Source organism: Frankia sp. CgJB1, from assembly GCF_977947065.1.
On sequence record NZ_CDWTNB010000029.1, the window covers coordinates 13,316 to 33,714 of the forward strand.

Below are 20,399 nucleotides of genomic sequence, written 5' to 3' on the forward strand. Positions count from 1 at the left end.
CGCTGCAGGCCGGCGTGCTCAAGGGCGAGGTCAAGGACGTCCTGCTCCTCGACGTCACCCCACTCTCGCTCGGCATCGAGACGAAGGGGGGGATCATGACCAAGCTCATCGAGCGCAACACCACGATCCCCACCAAGCGATCGGAGATCTTCACCACCGCCGAGGACAGCCAGCCCTCCGTGCAGATCCAGGTCTTCCAGGGCGAGCGCGAGATGGCCGCCTACAACAAGAAGCTCGGCATGTTCGAGCTGACCGGCCTGCCGCCCGCCCCGCGGGGCATGCCCCAGATCGAGGTCACCTTCGACATCGACGCAAACGGCATCGTGCACGTGTCCGCGAAGGACCTGGGCACCGGCAAGGAGCAGTCGATGACCATCACCGGTGGCTCGGCGCTGCCGAAGGACGACATCGACCGCATGGTCCGCGACGCCGAGCAGTACGCCGAGGAGGACCGCAGGCGCCGGGAGGAGGCCGAGACCCGCAACAAAGCCGAGACGCTCGTCTACTCGACCGAGCGGTTCCTCGCCGAGAACGGCGAAAAGATCGACGCCGCGGTGAAGAGCGACGTGGAGGAGAAGCTCGGCACGCTGCGGGGCGCCGTCGCCGGCACCGACACGGCGGCGATCCGCGAGGCGGCCGACGCGCTGGCCGCGGCTAGCCAGGCGATGGGCCAGGCCATGTACGCGCAGGCCGCCCAGGAGGGCGCGGGTGCCTCCGGCGGCGCCGGAGCAGCCGACGACGACGTGGTCGACGCGGAAATCGTGGATGAGGAGGACAAGAAGTGACCTCAAGCCAGGCCGCGGACTGGTGGGGTTCGTCTCGGCCCGACGGCCGGGACGAGGCCGAAGAGCCCCCGGTGGTGGTGCGGGACCGGCGCCGGATCGATCCGGAGAGCGGCGAGGTCCGGCCGGAGGCCGCTGCGTCCCCCGGCCCGACGGCCACGGAGGTTCCACCCGCCGGAGTCCCGGCGGGCGAGGGTAACGGTGAGCTCGTGGCGTCACTACGCCAGCAGGTCACCGAGCGGACCGCGGACCTGCAGCGCCTGAAGGCCGAGTTCGACAACTACCGTCGGCGGGTCGAGCGGGACCGTCAGCAGATCGGCGAGCAGGCGACGGCGAAGCTGCTGGCGAGTCTGCTGTCGACCCTCGACGACATCGGCCGGGCTCGTGACCACGGCGATCTGGAAGGCCCGTTCAAGGCGATCGCGGAGGCCTTGGAGGCAGCCCTGGAGGCGACCGGGCTGGAGCGCTACGGGGCGAAGGGCGACGAGTTCGACCCGTCGGTCCACGAGGCCCTGATGCACTCCTATCGGTCGGACGTGAGCGGGCCGACTTGCGTGGACGTCTTCCGGGCGGGTTACCTGCACGCGGGCAAGGTGTTGCGGCCCGCGCAGGTGTCGGTCGCGGAACCGTCGGGCGAGGTGGACGAGACCGTCGATCAGCCTGTCGAGGCGGAGGTCGTCGCCGGGGCCGGCGAGGCGGCGGGGAGCGGCCCGGGCCAGGCAGGCGGCCCGCCGAATCGGCCGGCATCGGTCCCCGATGACACGGGCAGTGCGCCCGGGCCGGACAACGGCGGGCCCACTGTCAGCGCCGACTGAACACCGGCTGAAGAGGGGAGCCAGGTCCGTCCGGCCGTCCGCGAGCCGGGGTCTGACGGGCATGGCCGGCCACCGCCTCGCGCGGATGACATCGTGAAGGAAGGAGGGGCGCCGTGAGTGTTCGCGACATGGTCGAGAAGGACTATTACGCCGCTCTCGGCGTTCCAAAGGACGCCTCGGCGACCGACATCAAGAAGGCGTACCGCAGGCTGGCCCGTGAGCTGCACCCCGACAAGAACCCGGGGGACGCCAAGGCCGAGGCGCGGTTCAAGGAGGTCTCCGAGGCCTACGACGTTCTCTCGGACGAGGGCCGTCGACGGGAGTACGACGAGGCCCGGGCGCTGTTCGCGGCCGGCGGTCGTCCCGGCGGCGGCTTCGGCGGGCCTGGCCGAGCCGGGGGTTACGGCGGGTTCGGCGCACCCGGCACGGGCTACGGCAGCGGGCCGAACCTCAACCTCGACGACCTTCTCGGTGGGGCGAACGGCGGCCTCGGCGGCATCTTCGACAACCTGTTCCAGCGGTCGGCACCCGGACGCGGCCCGCGTCGGGGTGCCGACATCGAGGCCGAGGTCACGATCCCCTTCGAGAAGTCGCTGACCGGCCTGGAGGCGTCGGTCCGGCTTCCCGGGGCCGCGACCTGTACCACCTGCACCGGCAGCGGGGCGCGTCCCGGCACGACGCCGCGCACCTGCCCGACCTGCCGTGGACTGGGCGTGGTGTCCCGCTCCCAGGGTGGCTTCGCACTCTCCGAGCCCTGCCGCGACTGCCTGGGCAAGGGCACCTTGATCGACCATCCCTGCCCGGACTGCCGGGGCACCGGCCGGCGTGAGCGTGAGCAGCGCATCCGCATCCCACCTGGGGTGAGCGACGGACAGCGGCTGCGGGTCCGGGGGCGTGGCATACCCGGCGAACGGGGCGGACCGGCCGGTGATCTCGAGGTGACGGTGCACGTGCTGCGCCATCCGGTGTTCGAGCGGGAGGGGAACAACCTGGCGATCACTCTCCCCGTGACGATCACCGAGGCCGCCCTCGGCGCATCGATACGGGTGCCGACCCTGGACGGTGCTCCGCTCACGATGAAGGTACCGGCGGGGACCTCCAGCGGTCGACGCCTGCGGGCCCGCGGGCGGGGTGTCCCCACAGCCGGGGGCGGGAACGGGGACCTCATCGTCACCCTCGAGGTGACGGTGCCGAAGCCGAGTGATCTCTCGCCACGGGCACGTACGGCGTTGCTGGAGTTCGCCCAGGCCCATCCCGAGGACCCACGGGCGCCGTTGATGGAACGGATGGGGGCAGGCGGATGACCGGGCGGCCGAACCGCACATCCGACCCGTCGCCCGCCCGGCGCGGGCGAGCGACGGGAGCAGGGCGAGCGATGGGAGCAGGGCGAACAGGGGAACGGCAGCTCCAGAGAGGACCGGCGGCGTCCCCCGCTGAGGTTCGGCCGGACACCGAGATTCGGCCGGAGGGCTACTACCCCGCCGGCCCGCTGCCGGGCCCGGCCCACGACGAGGACGCACCGGTCTACGTCATCTCGATCGCCGCGCAGCTCGCCGGGATGCATTCCCAGACCCTGCGGTCCTACGACCGGCTCGGGCTGGTCACGCCCGGGCGCACGGCCGGGCGGGGGCGGCGTTACTCCGCCCGGGACGTGGCGTTGCTGCGCGAGGTGCAGCGGTTGTCCCAGGAGGAAGGCGTCAACCTGGAGGGGATCAAGCAGATCCTCCGGTTGAGCGCCCAGGTGATGGCGCTGCAGGCGCAGGTGCGTCAGCTCACCGAGGAGCTCGCCCGGTCCCGCGCCGACACGGACCGCGCGGTGGCCGAGGCGCATGCCAGTCACCGGCGCGACCTCGTCCCGGTGGATCGCGGCGCGCTCGTGGTCTGGCGGCCGCTGCCCCGCCGCTGACCGGCCGGGCGGAGCCGGCAAACGGATGCAGGGGGTTCATCGCGGCGCGCCCGCAAGGTTGAGTGGGAACGACTCAGGTATACTGAGCGTTGAAAAAGCGACAGTGCACGCCATCCGACCATCTGGGATCCGCCATGAACGCTGAACGCCTCACCGCCCGGTCGCAGGAGGCACTCTCCGCAGCGATCAGTCGAGCCACCGCCGACGGGTCACCCCTCGTCGACCCCCTCCACCTGCTCACCGCACTGCTCGAAGCGTCTGACGGGGTCGGCGCGGCGCTGCTGGCGTCCGCGGGCACCTCGGTCGACACGGTGCGCTCCCGAGCCGAGGCCGCAGTGACGCGGCTGCCCCGCGCGACGGGCATGAGCGTGTCCCCGCCGCAGCTGTCCCGCCAGCTCATCGCGGTGCTGAACAACGCCGAGCGGCAGGCCGGTCAGCTGGGTGACGAGTACACCTCGGTCGAGCATCTGGTCGTGGCGCTCGCCGAGGAGGGGGGCGAGGCCGGGCGGATCCTTACCTCCGCCGGCGCCACCCCCGACGCGCTGCGCGGCGCCTTCGAGAAGGTGCGCGGCGGCGCCCGGCGGGTGACCACCCGGGACCCGGAGGGCTCCTACCGCGCGTTGGAGAAGTACTCCATCGACCTCACCGAGCGTGCGCAGCAGGGCAAGCTGGACCCGGTGATCGGCCGCGACGCCGAGATCCGCCGCGTCATCCAGGTGCTGTCGCGGCGGACGAAGAACAACCCGGTCCTCATCGGCGAGCCCGGGGTCGGCAAGACGGCCATCGTCGAAGGGCTCGCGCTGCGGGTCGTCGCGGGTGACGTGCCCGAGTCGCTGCGCGGCCGGCGCATCGTCTCGCTCGACCTCGGTTCGATGGTTGCTGGCTCCAAGCTGCGCGGCGAGTTCGAGGAGCGGCTGACCTCCGTCCTCAACGAGATCCGCGAGGCCGAGGGTCAGATCATCACCTTCATCGACGAGCTGCACACCGTCGTCGGCGCCGGCGCGGCCGAAGGAGCGATGGACGCCGGCAACATGCTCAAACCGATGCTCGCCCGCGGCGAGCTGCGCATGATCGGCGCCACCACCCTGGAGGAGTACCGCACCCGGATCGAGAAGGACCCGGCGCTGGAACGTCGCTTCCAGCCGGTCCTCGTCGGCGAGCCGACGGTCGAGGACACCATCGGCATCCTGCGCGGGCTCAAGGAACGCTACGAGGTGCACCACGGCGTGCGCATCACCGACACCGCGCTGGTCGCCGCGGCCACCCTGTCCGACCGCTACGTCACCGCACGCTTCCTGCCGGACAAGGCGATCGACCTGGTCGACGAGGCCGCGTCCCGGCTCCGCATGGAGATCGACAGCCGGCCGGTGGCGATCGACGAACTCGAGCGCGCCGTGCGCCGCCTGGAGATCGAGGACATGGCGCTGTCCAAGGAGAACGACGAGGCCTCCCGCGAGCGGCGGGGGCGCCTGCAGCGCGAGCTCGCCGACCGGCGTGAGGAGCTGTCGAGCCTGACGGCCCGCTGGCACCGGGAGAAGGACTCGATCTCCGAAGTTCAGAAGATCAAGGAGGAGTTGGAGAACGCGCGGCGCGCCGCGGAGCTCGCCGAGCGCGACCTCGACCTCGCCAAGGCCGGGGAGCTGCGGTACGGCACCATCCCGACGTTGGAGAAGCGGCTGTCGGCGGCGACCGGCGCGCTGGCCGGCGCGGACTCCCCCGGTGGGGCGATGCTCAACGAGGAAGTCGGCCCGGACGATGTCGCCGAGGTCGTCGCCGCCTGGACCGGGATCCCGGCCGGTCGCCTCCTCGAAGGCGAGACGGCGAAGCTGCTGCGCATGGAGTCCGCACTGCACGCGCGGGTCATCGGCCAGGACGACGCGGTGCGGGCCGTCTCCGACGCGGTCCGCCGGGCCAGGGCCGGGATCGCCGACCCGGACCGGCCGACCGGCTCCTTCCTCTTCCTCGGGCCCACCGGGGTCGGGAAGACCGAGCTCGCGAAGGCGCTCGCCGACTTCCTCTTCGACGACGAGCGGGCGATCGTGCGCATCGACATGAGCGAGTACGCCGAGAAGCACTCGGTGGCCCGCCTGATCGGCGCCCCGCCCGGGTACATCGGGTTCGAGTCCGGCGGTCAGCTCACCGAGGCGATCCGCCGCCGGCCGTACAGTGTCATCCTGCTGGACGAGGTCGAGAAGGCCCATCCGGACGTCTTCGACGTCCTGCTGCAGGTTCTCGACGACGGGCGGCTCACCGACGGCCAGGGCCGCACGGTGGACTTCCGCAACACGATCCTTATCCTGACCTCGAACCTCGGGTCGCAGTTCATCGCGGACCCCACGCTCAGCCCGCAGGTGCGCCGCGAGTCGGTGATGGTCGCCGTGCGCGACGCCTTCAAGCCGGAGTTCCTCAACCGCCTCGACGACGTCCTCGTCTTCGACCAGCTGGGCCGGGACGAGCTGGCCCGCATCGTCGATCTCCAGCTCGATCGGCTGCGGGCCCGGCTGCTCGACCGGAGGATCACCCTCAACACCACCGACGCCGCCAAGGGATGGCTCTCCGACGTCGGCTACGATTCGGTGTTCGGGGCCCGCCCGCTGCGGCGGCTGGTCCAGACAGCGATCGGCGACCAGCTCGCCAGGGAACTGCTCGGCGGGCAGATCCGGGACGGCGACGAGATGCTCGTCGACGCCGCGCCGGACCGCTCGGGTCTGACGGTCAAGGCCGCCACCGTCAAGTCCCTCTGACAGGCCTCCCGGCGAATCGCCGCAGACCGGGCGAGGACCATCGTGGGGACGGCGCGCCGCCGGTTCCTCGGCCGATTCGGGCCGGACGTATCGGATGTGCGACTTATTGTTGCGGAATGCACGACGCTCTTCTGCCGGATCCCGCGCAGTGGCGGGTCCTGCCACCGGACCTACGGCGGCTTCGACGGGCGCTCCTGATCGTGGGAGCCGTCCCGGTGGTGGCGCTCACCCTGCTGATCACGGCGGCGTTCGGCGGCTGGCCCTGGATACTGATCACGGTGGCGCCGGTTCTCGTGACGGGCTGGCTCTGGCGCTCGATCGGCCTCCGCTGGCAGGCCTGGCGCTACGCCGAGCGGGAGGACGATCTCCTGATCAGCCGCGGGGTGCTGACGCGTCGCCTGATCGTGGTGCCGTACGGCCGGATGCAGCTCGTCGACGTCACCGCCGGGCCGCTGGCACGCCGTTTCGGCATCGCCAAGGTGCAGCTGCACACCGCGGCCGCGGACAGCGATGCCGTCATCCCCGGCCTGGCCCCGGACGAGGCCGCACGGCTACGTGACGCGCTCACCGAACGCGGTGAAGCCCGGTCGGCCGGGCTGTGACAATCGAGCGGGGGTCCACCACCGGCGAAGCGCCGGCTCGGGCGACACGCCCCGGCCAGGACGGGTTTCACCGGCTGCATCGGCTCACCCCGTTCCTGCGCGGCTGGGTGATCGTCGCGGCGTTCGTGGCGACGGTCGGCAGGAACCTCGCCGACGACGCCACGCCCCGCATCATCGGGCTCACCCTGATCTTCCTGATCCCCGCCGCCGGCATCTACGGATACTGCGCCTGGCGGTTCACCCGCTACCGGGTCGAACGCGACAATCTTCGGCTCGATACCGGGCTTTTGGTCCGACGGACCCGCCATGTCCGGCTGGATCGGTTACAGTCGGTGGACATCGCCCAACCGCTTCTCGCCCGAGCCGCGGGGCTCGCCATCCTCCGGCTCGATCTCGCCGGCAGGGAACGCTCCGAACTGGACACCGATTCCGGGTCCGACCTGCGGTACCTGTCGGTGGGTCACGCCCAGCGGCTGCGGGCCGAGCTGCTGGCCACCGCCGCGGGATTCGCGCCGGACGTAGGCGAGGCACCGCAGCGCCCACTCGCCGAGGTGCCACCACGGCGGCTGGTAGCCGCGATCGCGCTGTCCCCCGCGCCGTGGGTGGCGCTGTTCGGCGCGGCCGCGATCGCCACGCCCGCCCTGCTGACCGGTATCCTCACCGGCGCCCTCGGCGCCGTTCCGATGCTCGGCAGCCTCTGGCACACGACGTTTCGCCGGTTCGCGGCCGGCTACCCCTACACCGTCTCCGAGTCACCCGACGGGCTGCGCATCATCAGCGGTCTGCTCAACCGCACCCACGCCACGGTCCCGCCGGGACGGGTCCAGGCGATCAGCATCGGCGAACCGGCGCTGTGGCGCTGGTCGGGCTGGGTGACGGTCCGGATGAACGTGGCTGGCGGCGGACCCTCCGTGCTGCTACCGGTGGCCCGCCGGGCGGATGCGCTGGCCCTGATCGGCCGGCTGCTGCCCGGAGTGGACGTCGCCGCGGTGGCGATGACCCGGCCGCCACGCCGGGCCGCCTGGCTCGCCCCGCTCCACTGGCGGCGGCTGTCCTGCGGAGCGGACGACACGGTCTTCGTCGTACACCGGGGAATCGTCCGGCGGCACACCGATCTCATCCCTCACGGCAAGGTGCAGAGCATCCGGATCGTGCAGAACCCGCTGGCCAGACTGCTACGGCTGGCCGACGTGCACCTCGATACCACCGGCGGCCCGGTGACGGTGCGCGCCGGCCTGCGCGACGCCGACGAGGCGGTCTCGCTCGCCGCCGCGCAGGCCGAGCGATCCCGGATCGGTCGGCGCCACGCCGTACCGGACCGCTGGATGAGTCGGGGCGCCGGGTAAACGAAGCGCGCTACCGGCCCGCCCTCAGCCGAACGTGGGGAACTCCGGTCCGAAGAGGGAACCCCACAGGTTCACGGCCTCCTCGTGATCGTCGGCCTGTTCCGCATCCACCGCCTTCGCCGAGTAGATCCGGGCGAGCCGGACACTCTCGGCCAACGCCTCGATGTCCTCGGCACGCAGGTACGACGACAGGTCCCCGCCGACGCCGGCCGGGTCGGCCACGGTGAGGCCGACGTCGTCCAGGTGCCGGAAGACCTCGGCGAGCCCCTGCCGGGTGTTGAGCCCGCGACCGGCGAGGACCTGCCCGGCGAGCGCCTCGATATGGAAGGAGCGCAGGTGGCTGCCGCGCACCCGGTTCCACGCCTTGAGCAGGCGGACCGCCGAGATCACCCGGGGGCCGAGGTCCGCCGCCCAGCTCGTGTGCCGCTCCGGCCGGGTCGGCAGCCAGCCACCGACCCGGTCGGGTATGACGTACCCGGCACGCGGATGATCGAAGGCCGGCACCAGATGGACGTCCGGGGGGGCGTCGTAGACGATGCGCAGCGCCTGGCCGCGGCTGCCGATCGTCTGGATCCGATCTCCGCCGATGGCGTTGCGTACACAGAGCAGCAGGTCGCGGGAGTCCCAGCGGAAACGCTTCCAGGCGCTGTTGGCCGCCGAGAAGACCGCGAAGATGTCGACCTCGTCGAGCGGACGGATCATGGTGTCCCGCCCCGCCGAGCCGATCGTGGCGACCCCGACCAGCGGCAGCGCGCAACGAGGCGGGAAGATCGCGCGCAGCGCCCGCTCCGCCTCGTCGCGGCGAGCCGCGACGACGGCACGGTCCTCGGCACTGAGACAGATCAGGTCGTCGAGTTTCGCGAAGGCACGCGCCGTGGTGCCGACCAGCAGCGGACCCGTCAGCGGACCGGTTGTCGGGTTAATCGGCGACGTCGAGCCGGCCGCAGCCGGCTCGGAGCGGAGGCCTCCCTCGGAGGGGAACAGAGGGTTGAGCGTCCCCGGCGCCGACTCCTTCGGCCGACGCCAGTGCGGCGGAATGATCAGATGGTCGTACGTGACCTCGCTCGGCCGGACTCCGGCCGGTGTCCCCCGAGGGGTATCCACACTCATGGTGCTGACCTCCCAGGCGCAGGTGGCGCCGGACCGTTCGGGCTCCCCTCCCCGGGCACGCGACGGCCCTCCCACGGACCCCCACGGACGCCCCGCCCAGCTTCGGCCCGTCGGCCATTGGTCGCGACATCGCCTTACATGGTGCCCCAGGGCATCACAGTCTGAACAGGGGGCTGTCTCCGCGGCGTGTTCACCACTCTCCTCGTGACGACGAAAGAATGAGCCGGGAGCTGTCACCCAGCCGACAACACAGCATGGTAACAGTACCGTCACAATGACCTTCTGCCGCGCCGCGAAAGGCGGCTGGACATGGGTTCTGCCCGTTCGGGCCGGATGACGGCCGGATCCGGACGGTACCGGAGCGGTCGGCGGTGACCCGCGGCGCCAGGCCCGGACGAAGCCCGGCGCCCAATGACGTTGCGTGACAAACCTCCATGGTCAACTTGGCGGCGGACGCAGCCAGATCCGCCACCAATCGGCGATCAGCACACCGGTGGGCACGAACGAGGTCGCCTGCGCGAGACGCTTCCCCACGCTGTCCCCGCGCCGGATCCGCGTCTCCACCAGAGCGCCGCGGTATTCGAACCATCCCGCGACCGCGCGGATCGCCTCGGTGGCGTAGCCGCTGCGCCGGCATCCGAGCACGATCGACACCCCGACCACCACCCGCCGGCCGTGGGCCTCCGCCGCGAGCAGGCCCACCGCCGCCGATCCTGGATGGCGACCCGGATGGCGACGCAGCACCCAGGTCAGGACCGTATGGCCGGCGCTCGCCCGACGGCGCAGTTCGCGCCGCAGCGCCCCCGCCGGATCGTCGGGATCGGGCGCCCCCGCGGCAGGATCGGTCCCGACGATTCCGCCGAAGGGGCCGGATCCGTCACCGGGAGCGCCACGCGCGCCTGATCGCGGGGTGATGACCGTGAACGCCAGCGAAGGCGCGAGCTCCTCGGCGACGTATCCCGCGTTCCAAATGGTGAGCGGGAGTGCGAGTAGTCGGGAGGTGGTGAGTGTAGGGCCCTCACCCACGACGGGATGGCTCCCGGACCCCGAGCAGACCCCGTTCCCGGAGCCAGGACTCGGTGCGGTTCATGCCCTCGGGCAGCCGCACGACCGGCGACCATCCCGTCCGGGCCCGGATCTTCTCGATGGAGAGGCCCGCGTCGCGGGTCAGGGTGCGCACGGTGAGCGGACCGAGGTCCACCCGGGCGCGGGGATCGACTCCGGCCACCAGACGGGCACCGACACCGCGGACCAGGCCCGGTGCCCGCCGCGACGGGATCGCCGAGTTCATCGGAACGGCCGGGGCGGCCGGAACGGCTGAGCCCGCTGGCCGTACCGAGGTCGTCGAGACCGCCGGGACCGGGTGGGTGGGGAGGGGTGGCGTCTCAGCCGCGGAACCGTCCGCGCCTCGCCTCCGGTAACCCTCCGCGAACGAACGGACACGATCAATCGCGTCGACCGCTTCGAAGATCCTGGCCGGTACGGAGCGGGGCGCCGCGATCGCGAGCATCTGACAGTAAAAGGTGAAGAAGTCGGCGGCGGACACCGACTCCCCCCCGGTCACGTGCAGCACCTCACCGGCGACCGCCGACCGGTCCGCACCGGCGACGGTGGTCACCGCCGTGACCACGTCGTCGACATGCACGGGGCTGAGCACACCCCGGCCGCCGTCGACGAGGACGAACCGCCCGGCCCGCATCAGCAGCACCGGCCAGAGGGTCCAGCGACCAGCCCGGGGACCGTAGGCGTCCCCGATCCGCAGGACGGTCGCGCCGAGTCCGTGCGCAGCGGCCGACCCGACCGCCTGTTCCGCGGCGGCCATGGCGTCGGCGCGGACGTCGCCAGTCAGCCCGATCGGCGTGGTCTCGTCCAGTGGTCGGCCGACGGCTCGCGCGGGCCCCCGGTCCCCGGTCCCGCCGGGGACCGGGCCACTCGTCCGGGCAAGCACGTCCACACAGGAAAGATGGATGAAGCGGTCGACCCCGGCCCGACCCGCGGCGTCGAGCAACGCCGCCGTGGCGCCGAGGGTCACCCGCCGGATCTCGGCGTCGGGCACCCGTACCGGCGCTCCGGCTCGGCCGGGACGCACCGGGGTCAGTTCCGCGACGCCACCGGTCCCGATGGCGGCGGCATGGATCACCAGCTCCGTGCCGTAAAGGGCTTTCTCCCACTCACCGGGACGGCTGACGTCGGCCTGCATGACACCCGGCGCGCGCCGGATGTCGATGGCGACAACGTCGTCACCGCGCCGCCGCAGCGCGTGGGCCAGCGCTCCGCCGAGGAAGCCGGCCGCGCCGGTGACCACCGCCCGAACCAAGGTCACTCCTCCTGCCAGGATCACCCTCGCCGACGGCGCTGCCGCGCGGCCCGCCAGCCCGTCTACCGGCTGGGTCCGCGGGCTTTACCACGCTCGCTGTCGTGCTCGTTGCCGTGCTCGCTGCCGTCGGCGACGATGACCCGACCCTACGGGATCGACTACTGATCAGGACCGGGACATCCCCGCGAGTCGCGGAGGATCGAGGTCGGGTGCACCTCGCGGGATGCCACGGGCCGGTCGCGCCCGGCAAGTGGGCCGGGCCCCACGGCGTCCCGAAGTCCTGGGTCCAGTAGGTGCCGTACCTGCCGCCCGTCGCGTAGCCCACGCCGATCCGGGTCAACGAACAGGTGAGGATGTTCGATCGGTGGTCCGGGCTGTTCATCCATCCGCGCATCACCTCGGCCACGGTGCGCTGACCGGCGGCGATGTTCTCGGCGGCGATGGAGAAGGAGAAGCCGGCGGCGATCCGGTCGAAGGGCGAGCGACTGTCCGGGCTGTCGTGGCCGAAATAGCCGGCCGTGGCCATGTCGACGCTGTGTGCCTGGGCCGCGGCGGCCAACCGTAAGTCGACGATCAACGGAGGGCAACCGGCCGCCCGGCGCTCGAGGTTGGTCGAGGTCACGGCCTGACCGACCAGGCTCGTCCAGGAGGCCGGCAGGTACGGCGGGCGCGGCGAGATAACAGCCGGCGCCGGGGCCGACGCGGACGGAGCCGTCACCGGCGCGGCCAGGGCCAGAGCCGACGCCCGCGCAGCGGGCAGCTGATCCGGACCGGCCGGGCGAGCGGCGGGCTGCGGCTCGGCCCCGGGCCCGGTCGGCGCACCCCGATCCGCGATCCGATCCGCGATCGACGTGGGAGGGACCCCGGCCGTCACCCCGACCACGCCCCGACCCGGCTGCGCGCCGACGCGGCCGGCCACGTGGTCACCGTCACGCGGTCCCGAATGACCACCCGCGAGCAGCACGATCGCCAGAACCGCGGTCAAGGCCCCTGCCGCGGTGCAGAGGACGGGGCCGGCGCGACGCCGTTCCGCATGGTGCCGCCTGTGGTGTCGAAGCATCGAATCCTTCGGTGGTCGGACCCCCCGACCGCGTACCTGGATCGATCAAGGTTAGCCGGCCATAGCCAGAAATTGCCATAGGAAAGGGAATTGATCGTCCAATGTGATCTGGTCGTAACGTCGTGGAGACTACCGGTCCACGGATCTCCCGACGGGATCCGGCGCCGCGGGGCACTAACGGACAACATCCCTACGCTCCTCGCCCGACCCTCGGCGCTCCTCGCCCGACACGGACTACCGCGGCCCCTGGTCGGGGAGCCGGCCCGATCGCCGACGCAGCAGCTCACCGGCGATCCCGGCGATGACGGAGATGGCGATCACGACGAGCGCGATCCACACCGCCGCGTCCCGCAGCCCAGGAATGGCGGCCGCCGTATAGCCCAGAAGGACCAATCCGGTCCCCCAGACGAGCGCTCCGAGCATGACCGCGATCAGAAAGCGGGACCATGACATCGCCACGGCCCCGGCGAGTACCGGCGCGAACGTCCTCGCCCACGGCACGAAGCGGGCCGCGACCAGGGTGATCGGCCCGAACCGTCGGTAGAATTCCTCCGTACGGGCCAGCACCGTGGCGTACCTGCGCTCCAGGTACGGCCGGCCGAGGCGATGCCCGGTGTAGTAGCCCGCCACCGCCCCGACGGTGGCCGCCGCTGCGACCCCGATCGAGAGGACCGCGACGGACACGTTCGACGCCGCGTCCGCCGCCATCAGCCCGGCCGCGAAGAGAATGGTGTCACCCGGAAGCCAGAACCCGATCAGGATCCCGCTCTCGACGAAGATGACCGCGAAGAGGACGACGTACAGCGTCATCCCGGACAGGCTGCCGACATCCACTCGACCAGTGTGCCGACCCTTGGTCGGCACCCGCCCCGCGCCCCGCGCCCGGCGCGCGGACCGGCACCGCGTCGGCGACGTCAGCCGCATCCGACCCCGGGACGGGGCAAGGCGTCATACCCTTCGCCCATCAGGAGTCCACGGCGGGCTTCGGCCCGATCCGGCTGTCCTGCACCGCGGGTGCAGGGCTGATCGGCGCCCCTACAGGTTCGTAAGGAGCCCCACCGATGCCCATCGCCACGCCAGACGTATATGCCGAGATGCTCGACCGGGCGAAAGCCCAGTCCTTCGCCTACCCCGCGATCAACGTGACCTCGTCGCAGTCCCTGAACGCCGCGCTGCGGGGCTTCACCGAAGCCGGCAGTGACGGCATCGTGCAGGTGTCCACCGGCGGTGCCGAGTACCTGTCCGGCTCGACGGTGAAGAACATGGTCCTCGGCGCGGAGGCACTAGCCGAGTTCGCCCACCATGTCGCGGAGGCGTATCCGGTCAACATCGCCCTGCACACCGACCACTGCCCGGCCGACAAGCTTGACACCTACATCCGTCCCCTGATCGCGATCTCGAAGGATCGGGTGGCCCAGGGGCGCGAGCCGCTCTTCCAGTCGCACATGTGGGACGGCTCGGCGGTCCCCCTTGAGGAGAACCTCAAGATCGCCGAGGAACTACTCGCGGATGCCGCCGCCGCGAAGATCGTTCTCGAGGTCGAGATCGGGGTCGTCGGCGGCGAGGAGGACGGCGTCGTCGGCGCGATCGACGAGAAGCTCTACACGACGCCGGAGGACATGTGGCGGACGGCCGAGGTGCTCGGCACCGGCGCGAAGGGGCGCTACCTGCTCGCCGCCACCTTCGGCAACGTGCACGGTGTGTACAAGCCCGGAAACGTCAAGCTACGCCCGACGATTCTGCACGAAGGACAGGAGTACGTCGCCAGGAAGCTCGGGCTGCCAGCCAGCGCGAAGCCGTTCAACCTCGTCTTTCACGGCGGTAGCGGGTCGGCTCTCACCGAAATCCGCGAGACGCTCGACTACGGGGTGGTCAAGATGAACGTGGACACGGACACCCAGTACGCATTCACCCGCCCCATCGTGGACCACGTGTTCAAAAACTATGACGGCGTTCTCAAGGTGGACGGTGAGGTCGGCGTGAAGAAGGCATACGACCCGCGTACCTACGGAAAGCTCGCGGAGAGCAGCATGGCGGCCCGCGTCGCCCAGGCGTGTGAGGACCTCCGTTCCGCCGGCACCAGCCTCGGACGGGCATAGTCCGGGCCAGGAGCGTACGCCGGCTGGCGGGATCGGTTCGTCGGATACCGTCCGGCCGGACCGCCGGCCGGCGGACAGGAGGCGGACAGGAGGCGGGCAGGAGGACAGATAGCCGCCGGCCGCGAAAACGGGCAACCGGGCAACCGCCGCCGCTCGTCCGAGGGCATTCTCCGGACCCCTCGACCCGACACTCTCCATCGTTTCCGGCGGACGGAACGACCGGCACGCGGCGGACATCCGACCCGCCCCGGTCCGATGCACGACCTGCCGATTTCCCGTACTATGCCGGCCCCACGGTTCCCCGGTCGCTCCGACGGCTGGGGGACCACTGTTTACCGGGCGAGGGACCCCGCTCCTCGCGTAACGCCGCCTCCGCTGGCGACCAGCAGGTTGCGGCCACATTAGCGGACACGCACCGGGCCTTCGGTAACCGTTCACCTACCGCCCCGCCCCACGGAACCCCTTCGTCCAGCGTGGCGGCCCGACAGGCAATTTTCACAATCGGTGTTCGATCGAATCCGCCGTGTGCAAAAATCACAACGCTGCAAGTTACCGCCCGATTTCCGTTGTTTTTCTCACAAAAACAGGCTTCAACGGACGAAGCGTAGTATCAGGCCGATCACTCGCGTCGATCTCGTAGCAGGGCCGTCACACCTTTGTTGACATATCACACATCTGGCCTGATACGGGACTCTCCGCTCATCGTCGCCCATCGGCAAACAGGGTGATCGGCCAAGCACAAATGCCTCCGCACGTCGTACCGCCAGTTTGATGAGCGGGCGCGCACGCGCGATACCAGGCCGTCGATTCCTGCTCAAGCAGGCGCGCCGAGTGTGCTCTTTTTCACGCACCCTATTCAATGCTTGGCGACTCGCCGGGCGGCGTGGTTATGGTTTTCGCCGTGCCCGGCAACAACGCCGGGCATTCGTCGGGCGGCACGCCGAATCCTGCCCCCGGCCGACGATTTCTCGAACCGGGCGGCAGGAACGGGGGACCCATCTCCGAGTATCGAAAGGATTCGATGCTCTCGGGGTGAAGCCATGTGCGACGACCACACGGAAAGGTGTTTCCGGTGCGGCTTCCGTCTCCAGGGAATCCCTGGCACGGCCGGGCAGTTCCCAGTCCGAATCCGACAGCTTACCTCGCAGGCGTGGGGAAGGACCACAAGACATGTCCGACGCACGTATCAGTGGCCGACAATGCCGCGCCGGTACCCGCAGCCGGGCCCGGGCCCTCGTGGTCGCACCCGTACTCGCGGCAGCGGTGGGCGGCACCTTCGCGCTCAGCCAGCCGGCCGGTGCGGCCACCACCTGGACGGGCCTGCGGCAGTGCGAGTCCGGCGGTGACTACACGATCAACACCGGCAACGCGTACTACGGCGCCTACCAGTTCTCCGCCAGCACCTGGCACGGCCTCGGCTACAGCGGTCTGCCGCACCAGGCTCCCCCGGCTGTCCAGGACGAGGCCGCACTCAAGCTCGCCCGGCGGTCCGGCTTCGGCCAGTGGCCGACCTGTGGCCGCGGGATGGGCGCCGACCAGCTCGCGGGCGGCTCGTCGAGCTCCTCGGGCCAGGCGTCGCGCACGGCGAAACGCAGTGAGCTGACGGTCAGCCCCATCTCCGTGAGCACCCCCGTATTCACCCGTAACCTGACGACCGCACTGGCCAGGCAGGTACGTGACGACGTGCGGGCCTGGCAGGCCCGCGTCAACCATCTGGGGTATCCGATCACGATCGACGGCCGTTACGGACCACGCTCCGCCGCAGTCGCCCGCGCCCTGCAGGCCGCCAAGGGACTCGCCGTCGACGGCATCGTCGGCCCGGCGACCTGGCGGGCCACCTTCAGCTGATCCATTCACTCCGTCAGCTCCGTCAGCTGATCTCTTCACTCCGCTCCCGCGACGGGGGACGACCGCCGCGGCAACCGGACATCCCACCCCGGCGACACCGGTCAGGGGATCTCACCTCGACGATGGGCCGGCCCGACCGGCCTCCGGACGATCTCCGGTTGACGGCCCGTACGGGCTGGCCCGTGCAACCCACCACCAACATCACCCGGACCACACCCTGACCGGCCTCCGGCAGAGCCGATCTTCGGCAAGGCCGGCGAGGAACAGCAGGACCAGCGAGCCACCTGCGGAACCTGTACAGAAGTGGCACGATTCGCGCGATCCTCACTGGTTACTCCGGACCACCCCGGTTTGCGCTCCATGAGCGGTTCTCGCTAGAGTGCCGCTCACTCGCCTCGTCGGCGAGGCCGCCCGGACGGACGCCGAGTCCTGCCCCCGTGCGAGCGGCCGGAACGAACATCAACCGCAGCGGGCAGGAGTGGGGGACCCACATTTCGGGCGCCGCAAGCAGCGTCCTTGGGGTAAAGCCGGTGCATCCCGGTCCATGGTGGAGAGCGGTTCCTACTCGCCACCCGGGGTCGGATCCTCCGGCCGGGCCATCCCAGCCCGCACCCGACAGCTCACCCCGCAGGCGACGGGATTGGACGAACATGCCCTCTGGGCGTCGTGGCGGCAGACATCGAGCACCGCAGGCCCCATCGCCCGCCGGTCGCATCCTGCGCACCACCGGCGCGGTCACGGCCATCGTCGGCAGCGGCCTCGCGGTCACCGCGGCTCCGGCGGGCGCGGCCACCGCCGATGACTTCGCCAAGCTCCGCCAGTGCGAGTCCGGCGGCAACTACGCGATCAACACCGGCAACGGCTTCTCCGGTGCCTACCAGTTCGACGACCGGACCTGGCACGGGCTCGGGTACTCCGGCCGGCCGTACCAGGCGTCGCCCGCCACGCAGGACGAGGCGGCCGCGAAGCTCTACAACCAGCGGGGCTGGCAGCCATGGCCGTCCTGCTCGGTCAAGATGGGCCTGACCAACAACGGCCCGGCCAGTGTCCCGGGCGGCTCTGGCGACGTCATCCAGCAGGCCATCACCCCGGTGGAACCCCCCATGACGCTGGACCGGGCTCGCCGGGAGATGGGGGACGGCTCGTTCAGGGGCACGGTCCTCGACGCGTCCCTCAGCGACGACGTCCGCCCGGAGGCCTTCGTCTGGCAGGACAGAATGCGCCAGAAGGGCTTCGTACTCACCGTCGACGGCAAGTTCGGACCGCAGTCGCAGGGCATCGCCGCGCTGTACTCGTACCTCACCCGGGTGAACGACGGTCAACCCGGGGTCGTCGGCCAGAATCTGTGGAACGTCAGCGTCAGGGCCTGACCGACCCGGTCACCGTGCGCGCAGGGCGGGCGCGTCCGGGGTGACCTCCATGACGTGTGCGGCCAGTCGTCGGGCAGGATGCACTCATGACGACGCCGTCCGCCTCGGGAAAGCCCAACCTGCTCTCCGGTCCGCCGCCGACGCTCCTGCCCTCCGACGCGGCCGCGACCGAGGCGCTGGCCGCCGGTGATCCGCCGGATGCCGTCGCCGCCCGGCTGCCCGCGTTCAGCGCGCCCTGGGCCGCGCTCGCCGAGCTCGCGCTCACCGGCGGACGACCCATCGAGGCCTATGCCTACGCCCGCACGGGCTATCACCGCGGCCTCGACGCCCTGCGCCGCTCGGGCTGGAAGGGCAACGGGCCGATCCCCTGGTCACACGAACCCAACCGCGGGTTCCTGCGTTCACTCGCCGCTCTCGTCCGGGCGGCCGCGGCCATCGGGGAGGCCGAGGAGGCCACCCGCTGCCGGACGTTCCTGACCGGCAGCAATCCCGTCACCGCCAGTGAGATCGGCTTCACCTGACAGTGAGTTCATCAGGCCGCGTCGGTGGTGGAGGCCAGCGAGGACGCCGCAGCCGGCCCCACGGCCCCGCCATCCCTAGTAACCTCGCCCGGTGCCTGCTCTTGTCCTCATCGGTGCCCAGTGGGGCGACGAGGGAAAAGGAAAGGCGACCGACCTCTTGGGCGGCGCCGTCGATTACGTCGTCCGATACCAGGGTGGCAACAACGCCGGCCACACCGTGGTCATCGGGGCGGAGAGCTACGCGCTCCACCTGATTCCCAGTGGCATGCTGCGAGCCGACTGCGTTCCCGTGATCGGCAACGGGGTCGTCATCGACCCGGGCGTGCTGCTGGCCGAGATGGACGGGCTCACCGCCCGCGGCATCGACGTCTCCCGGCTCCTGATCAGCGCGAACGCCCACCTGATCATGCCCCATCACCGGGCGCTGGACCGGGTCATCGAGCGCTACCTGGGCAAGGCGCGGATCGGTACCACCGGTCGCGGCATCGGTCCCACCTACGGCGACAAGGTTGCCCGTACGGGCATCAGAGTGCAGGATCTCCTCGACCCGGGCATCTTCCACAAGAAGCTCGAACTGGTGCTACGGGAGAAGAACCAGGTCCTGGCCAAGGTCTACAACCGGCGCCGGATCGAGCTAGACGAGGTGGTCGAGGAGTACGCCGACTACGCGAAACGCCTCCAACCCCACATCGCCGACACCGGCCTGATTCTCGACCGGGCGCTGCGCGCGGGCAAGGTCGTGCTGCTCGAAGGCTCCCAGGGCACTCTCCTCGACGTCGATCACGGCACCTACCCGTTCGTCACGTCATCGAACCCGACCGCCGGCTACGCGGCCACCGGCGCCGGCATCGGCCCGACGAGGATCAGTCGGGTGATCGGCATCATCAAGGCCTACACGACCCGGGTCGGCGCCGGCCCCTTCCCCACCGAACTGGACGACAAGGTCGGAGAGGAGCTGCGCCGCATTGGCGGGGAGTTCGGCGTGACGACCGGCCGGGCACGGCGCACCGGCTGGTTTGACGCCGTAATCGCCCGCTACGCGGTGCGGGTCAACGGTCTGACCGACCTTTTCCTCACCAAGCTGGACGTCCTGTCGGGCTTCGACCGGGTGCCCATCTGCGTCGGCTACGACATCGGCGGCGAACGGGTCGACGAGATGCCCATGACCCAGACCGAGTTCCACCACGCCAAGCCGATCTACACTGACCTGCCCGGCTGGCACGAGGACATCTCCGGCGTCCGGTCGTTCGCCGACCTGCCCGGCACCGCGAAGGACTACATCAGGGCGTTGGAGGAGTTCTCCGGCGCCCCGGTGTCGGCGGTCGGCGTCGGTCCCGGGCGGGACCAGACGCTCGTCATCAATGACCTGGTCTGAACAAACTGGTCCGAAAAGACCTGGTCTGATCCCGCCCGGCGCGGGCCAAGATCCGGTCGGTTCCGGTTGCAGCCGGAAGCATTACCATCGACGCTTGGGCGGTCACGCAAAGCAATGACGTCCGGGGGTGGTGGCGGTGGCCGTTGTCAGGTCCCGGCCGTCGGATGACGACCCTTCCATCCCCGGGCGGACACCGCTGTCGCTGCCGGAACCGGCCGAAGCCCCGCAACCGGCCCGTTGGCCACCGGCCGTGAGACGCGGTTACCTGCACCCGACCGACTCCGACGCCTGGCCGGTCGGGTTCTCCCCCACCGGCGAGGCTCTGCCACAGACACTGACCGACGTGCTGCTGCGGGGCAGCCACGCCATCCGGAGCTCGAAGCGGGCCGAGGCGCAGCGGCTCGAACGCGCCGCGGCCGTCGCCAGTCACGTCGACGCCCAGATCCGTGACTTCCTGGACTTCTGCGCGGCCGAACACCTGGTACCACCGGTCACGGTGCGGGC

The 20,399-nt window shown here is 70.8% G+C and carries 17 protein-coding genes, 1 pseudogene and 2 riboswitches; of the genes and pseudogenes, 13 read left to right on the plus strand and 5 right to left on the minus strand.

The window, feature by feature from the left end; genetic code table 11:
* From AC08OT_RS05645 to AC08OT_RS05675, 7 genes are all read left to right on the plus strand, one after another.
* Positions 1 to 785, plus strand: a 785-nt coding sequence (locus tag AC08OT_RS05645; protein WP_476602595.1) for an Hsp70 family protein, incomplete at its 5' end; no start/stop codon positions are given.
* The gene (gene grpE / locus AC08OT_RS05650) at positions 782 to 1,597 is read left to right on the plus strand and encodes a nucleotide exchange factor GrpE (RefSeq protein WP_476592659.1); all 816 of its coding nucleotides are present in this window, start codon (positions 782 to 784) and stop codon (positions 1,595 to 1,597) included. The genes AC08OT_RS05645 and grpE, both read left to right, overlap by 4 nt.
* A gap of 113 nt (positions 1,598 to 1,710) precedes the next feature.
* On the plus strand, positions 1,711 to 2,901 hold the full coding sequence (gene dnaJ / locus AC08OT_RS05655) for a molecular chaperone DnaJ (protein WP_462202767.1): 1,191 nt from the start codon (positions 1,711 to 1,713) through the stop codon (positions 2,899 to 2,901).
* A complete protein-coding gene (locus AC08OT_RS05660; protein WP_476592658.1) occupies positions 2,898 to 3,503 on the plus strand; it encodes a heat shock protein transcriptional repressor HspR in 606 nt (201 codons plus the stop codon). The genes dnaJ and AC08OT_RS05660 overlap by 4 nt, the downstream gene beginning before the upstream one ends.
* Before the next feature lie 134 nt (positions 3,504 to 3,637).
* Positions 3,638 to 6,247 carry an ATP-dependent chaperone ClpB gene (clpB, locus tag AC08OT_RS05665; protein WP_476592657.1) on the plus strand — a complete coding sequence of 870 codons (2,610 nt, stop codon included), beginning with the start codon at positions 3,638 to 3,640 and terminating at the stop codon, positions 6,245 to 6,247.
* 116 nt (positions 6,248 to 6,363) lie between these two features.
* A complete protein-coding gene (locus AC08OT_RS05670) occupies positions 6,364 to 6,849 on the plus strand; it encodes a PH domain-containing protein (protein ID WP_462186393.1) in 486 nt (161 codons plus the stop codon).
* Positions 6,846 to 8,195: a PH domain-containing protein gene (locus AC08OT_RS05675; RefSeq protein WP_476592656.1), complete on the plus strand. Its 1,350-nt coding sequence runs from the start codon at positions 6,846 to 6,848 to the stop codon at positions 8,193 to 8,195. The genes AC08OT_RS05670 and AC08OT_RS05675 overlap by 4 nt, the downstream gene beginning before the upstream one ends.
* A 24-nt stretch (positions 8,196 to 8,219) precedes the next feature.
* Here the strand turns inward: AC08OT_RS05675 and AC08OT_RS05680 are convergent, their stop codons facing one another.
* The 5 genes from AC08OT_RS05680 to AC08OT_RS05700 all read right to left on the minus strand — a co-directional run bounded on the left by AC08OT_RS05680 (position 8,220) and on the right by AC08OT_RS05700 (position 13,516).
* A complete protein-coding gene (locus AC08OT_RS05680) occupies positions 8,220 to 9,305 on the minus strand; it encodes a nucleotidyltransferase domain-containing protein (protein ID WP_476592655.1) in 1,086 nt (361 codons plus the stop codon).
* A 438-nt stretch (positions 9,306 to 9,743) separates the two neighbouring features.
* Positions 9,744 to 10,331 carry a GNAT family N-acetyltransferase gene (locus AC08OT_RS05685; protein ID WP_476595022.1) on the minus strand — a complete coding sequence of 196 codons (588 nt, stop codon included), beginning with the start codon at positions 10,329 to 10,331 and terminating at the stop codon, positions 9,744 to 9,746.
* Entirely contained in the window at positions 10,324 to 11,622 is a 1,299-nt protein-coding gene (locus AC08OT_RS05690; RefSeq protein ID WP_476602596.1) for an NAD-dependent epimerase/dehydratase family protein, read from the minus strand. Before AC08OT_RS05690 ends, AC08OT_RS05685 begins: the two co-directional genes overlap by 8 nt.
* Positions 11,546 to 12,607 carry a CAP domain-containing protein gene (locus AC08OT_RS05695; RefSeq protein ID WP_476592074.1) on the minus strand — a complete coding sequence of 354 codons (1,062 nt, stop codon included), beginning with the start codon at positions 12,605 to 12,607 and terminating at the stop codon, positions 11,546 to 11,548. The genes AC08OT_RS05690 and AC08OT_RS05695 overlap by 77 nt, the downstream gene beginning before the upstream one ends.
* Positions 12,608 to 12,916: 309 nt before the next feature.
* A complete protein-coding gene (locus AC08OT_RS05700) occupies positions 12,917 to 13,516 on the minus strand; it encodes a DedA family protein (RefSeq protein WP_476602597.1) in 600 nt (199 codons plus the stop codon).
* A 227-nt stretch (positions 13,517 to 13,743) separates the two neighbouring features.
* On the opposite strand from AC08OT_RS05700, the gene fbaA reads away from it, so the two are divergent.
* The 6 genes and pseudogenes from fbaA to AC08OT_RS05730 all read left to right on the plus strand — a co-directional run.
* Complete coding sequence (gene fbaA / locus AC08OT_RS05705) at positions 13,744 to 14,781, plus strand: class II fructose-bisphosphate aldolase (RefSeq protein ID WP_476592072.1); 1,038 nt, start codon at positions 13,744 to 13,746, stop codon at positions 14,779 to 14,781.
* A gap of 928 nt (positions 14,782 to 15,709) precedes the next feature.
* Positions 15,710 to 15,945: riboswitch (cyclic di-AMP (ydaO/yuaA leader) on the plus strand.
* 6 nt (positions 15,946 to 15,951) lie between these two features.
* On the plus strand, positions 15,952 to 16,629 hold the full coding sequence (locus AC08OT_RS05710; protein ID WP_476592071.1) for a transglycosylase family protein: 678 nt from the start codon (positions 15,952 to 15,954) through the stop codon (positions 16,627 to 16,629).
* A gap of 451 nt (positions 16,630 to 17,080) precedes the next feature.
* Positions 17,081 to 17,277: riboswitch (cyclic di-AMP (ydaO/yuaA leader) on the plus strand.
* A gap of 2 nt (positions 17,278 to 17,279) precedes the next feature.
* Positions 17,280 to 17,999 carry a transglycosylase family protein gene (locus tag AC08OT_RS05715; protein WP_476602598.1) on the plus strand — a complete coding sequence of 240 codons (720 nt, stop codon included), beginning with the start codon at positions 17,280 to 17,282 and terminating at the stop codon, positions 17,997 to 17,999.
* 86 nt (positions 18,000 to 18,085) lie between these two features.
* Complete coding sequence (locus tag AC08OT_RS05720) at positions 18,086 to 18,520, plus strand: DUF3151 domain-containing protein (RefSeq protein WP_476592069.1); 435 nt, start codon at positions 18,086 to 18,088, stop codon at positions 18,518 to 18,520.
* 91 nt (positions 18,521 to 18,611) lie between these two features.
* Positions 18,612 to 19,895, plus strand: a complete 1,284-nt coding sequence (locus AC08OT_RS05725) for an adenylosuccinate synthase (RefSeq protein WP_462186406.1) — start codon at positions 18,612 to 18,614, stop codon at positions 19,893 to 19,895.
* A gap of 196 nt (positions 19,896 to 20,091) precedes the next feature.
* Positions 20,092 to 20,399: pseudogene (locus AC08OT_RS05730) on the plus strand (hypothetical protein); the annotation flags it as partial.

Coding starts and splice junctions, on each gene's coding strand:
- AC08OT_RS05660 (WP_476592658.1), top strand. CDS start 2,898: ATGACCGGGCGGCCGAACCGCACATCCGACCCGTCGCCCGCCCGGCGC.
- AC08OT_RS05720 (WP_476592069.1), top strand. CDS start 18,086: ATGACGACGCCGTCCGCCTCGGGAAAGCCCAACCTGCTCTCCGGTCCG.
- AC08OT_RS05670 (WP_462186393.1), top strand. CDS start 6,364: ATGCACGACGCTCTTCTGCCGGATCCCGCGCAGTGGCGGGTCCTGCCA.
- AC08OT_RS05680 (WP_476592655.1), bottom strand. CDS start 9,305: ATGAGTGTGGATACCCCTCGGGGGACACCGGCCGGAGTCCGGCCGAGC.
- AC08OT_RS05715 (WP_476602598.1), top strand. CDS start 17,280: ATGCCCTCTGGGCGTCGTGGCGGCAGACATCGAGCACCGCAGGCCCCA.
- fbaA (WP_476592072.1), top strand. CDS start 13,744: ATGCCCATCGCCACGCCAGACGTATATGCCGAGATGCTCGACCGGGCG.
- clpB (WP_476592657.1), top strand. CDS start 3,638: ATGAACGCTGAACGCCTCACCGCCCGGTCGCAGGAGGCACTCTCCGCA.
- AC08OT_RS05710 (WP_476592071.1), top strand. CDS start 15,952: ATGTCCGACGCACGTATCAGTGGCCGACAATGCCGCGCCGGTACCCGC.